This is a genomic window from Mameliella sp. AT18, assembly GCF_028807275.1.
In the GTDB taxonomy this organism is placed as follows: domain Bacteria; phylum Pseudomonadota; class Alphaproteobacteria; order Rhodobacterales; family Rhodobacteraceae; genus Antarctobacter; species Antarctobacter albus.
The window spans coordinates 1-5,027 of sequence record NZ_JARAMO010000289.1; the positions used below are offsets into that span (position 1 = coordinate 1).

Below are 5,027 nucleotides of genomic sequence, written 5' to 3' on the forward strand. Positions count from 1 at the left end.
AGGGCGGCATGAATACGAAGCTGCACGCCGTCTGTGACAGCCTGGGACGCCCCCTCAACCTGTTCGTCAAGGCAGGACAGGTCAGCGATTGGATCGGTTCGCGGGCGCTTTGCGGCAGTCTGCCGGATGGCGGCCGGCTACTCGGAGATCGCGGCTACGATGCCGACTGGTTCCGGGAAGCGTTGAAAGGCAAGTGGATACGCGCCTGCATCCCCGGCCGGAAACAGCGGAAGACAACCGTCAAATACGACAAGCGCCGCAATCGGATCGAGATTTTGTTCGGCAGGCTGAAGGATTGGCGGCGTATCGCCACTCGCTACGACCGGTGCCCGAAGGTTTTTCTCTCGGCAATCGCTCTCGCCGTGAATCACGCAACCCAACGGAAATCAATGGGTCCTGACCCTATAGCGACCAGATCCGCACGGCGTTGTCTGAGGCGATCGCGCGGGCTTCCTCTGCCGAGGCCTCCGACAGTATCTTGTGCGTAACCGCCACCCATTGGTCGAGCGAAGCGTTCAGCGTGCAGACCGGGCTGTCCGACCCCCAGACCACGCGGTCCCATCCGAAACAGTCGATGACATGCTCGACCCAGGGGCGGAGCGTGTCCAGAGTCCAGTTGGCATCCGCATAGGCGGTCACGCCCGAGATCTTTGCATTGACATGGTCGCGCCTGGACAGGTCCGCGATGCGGTCGGCCCAGTCGTCGAAGGCGCCGCCCGCGATGTCCGGCACGCCACAGTGGTCCAGGACAAAGACGGTGTCCGGGCAGGCATCCACAAGCTCGGCCGCAAGGTCGAGTTGCCGCGCCAGGACACAAATGTCGAATGGCAGGCCTTTGCCGCCCAGCTTACCGACATTGGCGCGGAACCGGTCAGAGCGGGACAATTCGTCGGGCATGGTGTGCAACACCCGCCGGATGCCCTTGACCACGCGCGTGTCCAGCCCGTCGAGAAAGGCGTCGAACCCTTCGTCCTCTGGCCGTGCCGAGGAAATCGCGCCGCGGATCAGGCTGTCGGGCCGGGCCATGAGCTCTGCGACCCAGGCGTTTTCCTTGCCGATGTCGCCGGGCGCGCAATCCACTTCCATGTGCAGCGTGCCCCCGATCCCGACGCGCCGAGCCGTCTTTTCGTAGTCCTCGTAGCTCCAGTCGCGGTTCAGCGGCGGGACGTCGGACAGCCACGGATAGCTGATGCGGTCGCGGTCGACGAGGTGAAGATGCGTATCGATCAGCATGGTCATGGTTCTGGTCTTTCCTCGGCCCGGGGTGCGGCATGTCTGCCTTCGCCCGGATTTGGGCGGAGGCGGTTTCTTTGGGGAGTTCAACTTGACTTGGCTGCGAAGTCAAGTTTAGATATGAAAGACGCTTCTGAATATGAAATCCGCGAGACACGGAAGTGACGGGCGGACTGACATGGGGCGTGGGTGGCCCGGATGCCCGGGCGACACATCATATCGGGAGGAACGACATGACATTGAAAGCAACCGGCGCATCGCTGATCGCGCTTGCCATCGGGATGGCGTCCGGCGCGTCAGCCGCCGAGTTCGACGGCGTGGTCATCGACGCCAAGCTGATCGGCGGCCAGCAGTACGAGGCGCTATATGCGCGCATTGCCGAATGGGAGGAGATGACGGGCGCCACGGTGAACGTGATCTCGAAGAAGAACCATTTCGAGCTCGACAAGGAATTCAAGTCGGATATCGCGGCGCGCACAACCGGCTGGTGCGTCGGGTCGAACCACTCGTCCTTTGCCTCGCAGTATCCCTCGCTCTACACCGACCTTTCGGACCTGATCCCGCAGGAAACCATCGACGGTTTCGTCAAGGCGAACATCGACGCCGCCACGCTGGGCGGCAAGCTGGTGATGCTGCCGCGCGCGCAGTTCGACGTTTCGGCGCTTTATTATCAGAAAGACATCTACGAGGACGCTGAAAAGGCGGCAGCCTTTGAGGCCGAATACGGCTATCCGCTGGCGGTTCCGGAAACCTGGGACCAGCTCAAGGATCAGGCGATCTTCTTTGCCGATCCGCCGAATTTCTACGGCACGCAATACGCGGGCAAGGACGAGGCCATCGTTGGCCGTTTCTACGAACTGGTGGTCGCCAATGGCGGCAAGCTGTTCAACGATGACTTTTCGCCGGCGTTCAACTCGGACGCGGGCAAGGAAGCGCTGCAATGGTTCGTGGACCTCTACGAGGCGGGCGCCGTCCCGGCGGGCACCACCAACTATCTCTGGGACGACCTGGGCAACGGCTTTGCCTCGGGCACCATCGCGCTGAACCTAGACTGGCCGGGCTGGGCCGGGTTCTTCAACGACCCGAGCGCGTCCAAGGTTGCCGGTAATGTCGGCGTGGCTCCGGCGCCCAAGGGGTCGGCAGGTGTGCGCACCGGTTGGTCCGGCTTCCACGGTTTCTCGGTGACCGAGAACTGTGACAACAAGGAAGCCGCAGCCTCGCTGGTCGCCTTCCTGACCAACGAGGACAGCCAGAAGCTGGAAAGCTCGGCCGGCCCGCTGCCCTCGCGCACGGCGGTCTGGGACCATATCTCGGAACAGGCCAAGGATGATCCCTACCGTTCCGAGGTGCTGGCCGCGTTCAAGGAAACCGCCGCCACTGCCTTTGCGGTGCCGCCGACCGAATACTGGATCGAGGCCACAAACCTGATCTACCCCGAACTCCAGGCTGCCATCCTCGGTGACAAGACCGTGGACGAGGCGCTGGCCGACGCCGCTGATGCCGTCGACAGCCTGATGCAGGAAGAAGGCGTCTACTGACGCTTGCCAAAGGCGGGGGCGGTCAAATCCGTCCCCGCATCCTTCGACCCGGGACATCCGCATGAAATCCTTGAAACTGCCTCCGTGGCTGGTGCTGTTGCTGCCAGCCATCATAATCCTTGCGGCCGTCGTTCTGATTCCGCTGGTGCTGTCGCTCTATTCCAGCTTCACGGCCTACAAGCTGACGCGGCCGGACAGCCTGTACCGCTGGATCGGGACCTTCAACTATGAAAAGGCCATTGGCGACGCCAAGTTCTGGGCCGCCTTCGGGCGCACCGTCCTGTTGCTGACCGTGGCGCTGAACCTCGAAATGCTGTTCGGGCTGGGGCTGGCGCTGATGGTGTCCAAGGTGACACGCGGGCAGCGCGCGCTGCGCACCATGATGATGTTCCCGATGATGTTCTCGCCGATCCTCGTGGGCTTCCAGTTCAAGTTCATCTTCAATGACAACGTCGGGCTGGTGAACAACGCCCTGCAGTCGCTGGGCATCACCGACCAGGCGATCCCCTGGCTGGTGGATGGAAACCTTGCGATGTTCTCGATCATCTTTGCCGAGGTCTGGACCGCCACATCGGTCTTCGCGATCCTGATCCTTGCCGGGCTCTACGCCATCCCCAAGGATCCGCTTGAAGCGGCCAAGGTGGATGGATGCACCGCCTGGCAGTCCTTCCGATACGTGACGCTGCCCTTCCTGATGCCCTTCATCTATATCGCCATGGCGATCCGGTCGCTGGACGTGGCGCGGGCTTATGACATCGTGCAGATCATGACCAACGGCGGCCCCGCGCGGCGGACAGAGCTGCTGTGGACGCTGATCGGGCGCACCGGCTACGTCGATGCCCGCATGGGGTACGCCAATGCGATGGGCTATATCTCGATCTTCCTCGCGATCTTCTTCACCGTCTTCTTTTTCCGCAAGCTCACCGCCGCGCGGGCCGAGCTGGGCATGGGGGTCTGAACCATGGCGAGCAATGCCGCACACCGTACCCGCCGCCGAGCCCTGAAATGGCTGCATTTCTTCGGGCTGTTCCTGGCCATGATGGTGCTCTGCGTGCCGGGGCTCTGGGTGGTCCTCAACTCCTTCCGCCCGACGGTCGAGATCATGGCGAAGCCGCCGGTCTGGATCCCGAACGAGCTGAACCTCGATCACTACCGCGCCATGTTCGGCGGCGTGGGCGAGGGGGGCGTTCCGGTGCTGACCTACTTCCGCAACTCGCTGATCATCTCGGTGACCTCGACGGTCATCGCTCTCCTGGTCGGGATGTCGGGCGGCTATGCCTTTGCCCGCTTCCGCTTCAAGGGCAAGGCCTGGATCTTTGTCGGCCTGATGTGCACCCGTGCCGTGCCGGGCGTGGCGCTGTCGCTGCCGCTGTTCATCATCTTTGCCCGGGTCGGCATCATCGACACGCATTTCGGCATGATCCTGACCTATGTGGCGATGAACGTGCCCTTCACGATCTGGCTGATCGACGGGTTCTTCCGTCAGATCCCGCCCTCGTTGGCAGAGGCGGCCCAGATCGACGGCTGCACCCGCTGGCAGGCCTTCTGGCAGGTGGAATTCCCGGTGGCCAAGGCGGGCATCGCCTCGGCCGGGATCTTTGCCTTCCTCACCTCGTGGAATGAATACGCGCTTGCCTCGCAGCTGACACGCTCGGTCACGTCCAAGACGATGCCGGTGGGCCTGCTCGATTTCCAGGCCGAGTTCACGCTCAACTGGGGCGGGATGTGTGCCCTTGCGGTGCTGATGATCATCCCGGCGCTCATTCTCACGTTCCTCGTTCAGAAACACCTCATTGCCGGCCTCACCTTCGGCGGCGTGAAAGGATAACAGATGGCTCAGGTCCACCTCCGCGACGTGGTCAAGAACTATGGCCCGCTTGAAGTCGTTCATTCCATCAACCTCGACATTGCCGACAATGAATTTGTCGTGCTGGTCGGTCCCTCGGGCTGTGGCAAGTCCACGACGCTGCGGATGATCGCCGGGCTCGAGGAGATCTCGGGCGGCGAGATCTTCATCGGGGACAATGTCGTCAACGACCTGCCCCCGCGTGAGCGCAACATCTCGATGGTGTTCCAGAACTACGCGCTGTACCCGCATATGACTGTGCGCGAGAACCTGGGGTTCTCGCTGAAGATCGCCAAGCGCCCGCAGGCGGAAATCGACAAGGCGGTGGACGAGGCGGCGGAGATCCTGTCGCTGACGCCGCTCTTGGACCGCAAGCCCGGCGCGCTGTCCGGCGGGCAGCGCCAGCGGGT

The 5,027-nt window shown here is 62.7% G+C and carries 5 protein-coding genes and 1 pseudogene; 5 read left to right on the top strand and 1 reads right to left on the bottom strand.

Annotation, left to right across the window (positions count from 1 at the left end):
* Positions 1-362 (top strand): annotated as a pseudogene (locus tag PVW46_RS23545) (IS5 family transposase); the annotation flags it as partial.
* A gap of 40 nt (positions 363-402) precedes the next feature.
* Here the strand turns inward: PVW46_RS23545 and PVW46_RS23550 are convergent.
* On the bottom strand, positions 403-1,239 hold the full coding sequence (locus tag PVW46_RS23550) for an amidohydrolase family protein (protein WP_274577956.1): 837 nt from the start codon (positions 1,237-1,239) through the stop codon (positions 403-405).
* Between the two features lie 227 nt (positions 1,240-1,466).
* Here PVW46_RS23550 and PVW46_RS23555 point away from each other — a divergent pair, with 227 nt between their 5' ends.
* The 4 genes from PVW46_RS23555 to PVW46_RS23570 all read left to right on the top strand — a co-directional run.
* Entirely contained in the window at positions 1,467-2,771 is a 1,305-nt protein-coding gene (locus tag PVW46_RS23555) for an ABC transporter substrate-binding protein (protein ID WP_043141409.1), read from the top strand.
* Positions 2,772-2,832: 61 nt separating this feature from the next.
* Positions 2,833-3,729 (top strand): carbohydrate ABC transporter permease, encoded by an 897-nt coding sequence (locus PVW46_RS23560; protein ID WP_043141412.1) that lies wholly within the window; start codon positions 2,833-2,835, stop codon positions 3,727-3,729.
* A 3-nt stretch (positions 3,730-3,732) separates the two neighbouring features.
* The gene (locus tag PVW46_RS23565; RefSeq protein ID WP_043141416.1) at positions 3,733-4,599 is read left to right on the top strand and encodes a carbohydrate ABC transporter permease; all 867 of its coding nucleotides are present in this window, start codon (positions 3,733-3,735) and stop codon (positions 4,597-4,599) included.
* A gap of 3 nt (positions 4,600-4,602) precedes the next feature.
* Positions 4,603-5,027, top strand: a 425-nt coding sequence (locus PVW46_RS23570) for an ABC transporter ATP-binding protein (protein WP_274577959.1), incomplete at its 3' end; no start/stop codon positions are given.

Excerpts from the sequence above, each read along its gene's own strand:
- PVW46_RS23550 (WP_274577956.1), bottom strand. The coding sequence starts at position 1,239 with ATGACCATGCTGATCGATACGCATCTTCACCTCGTCGACCGCGACCGC.
- PVW46_RS23555 (WP_043141409.1), top strand. The coding sequence starts at position 1,467 with ATGACATTGAAAGCAACCGGCGCATCGCTGATCGCGCTTGCCATCGGG.
- PVW46_RS23560 (WP_043141412.1), top strand. The coding sequence starts at position 2,833 with ATGAAATCCTTGAAACTGCCTCCGTGGCTGGTGCTGTTGCTGCCAGCC.
- PVW46_RS23565 (WP_043141416.1), top strand. The coding sequence starts at position 3,733 with ATGGCGAGCAATGCCGCACACCGTACCCGCCGCCGAGCCCTGAAATGG.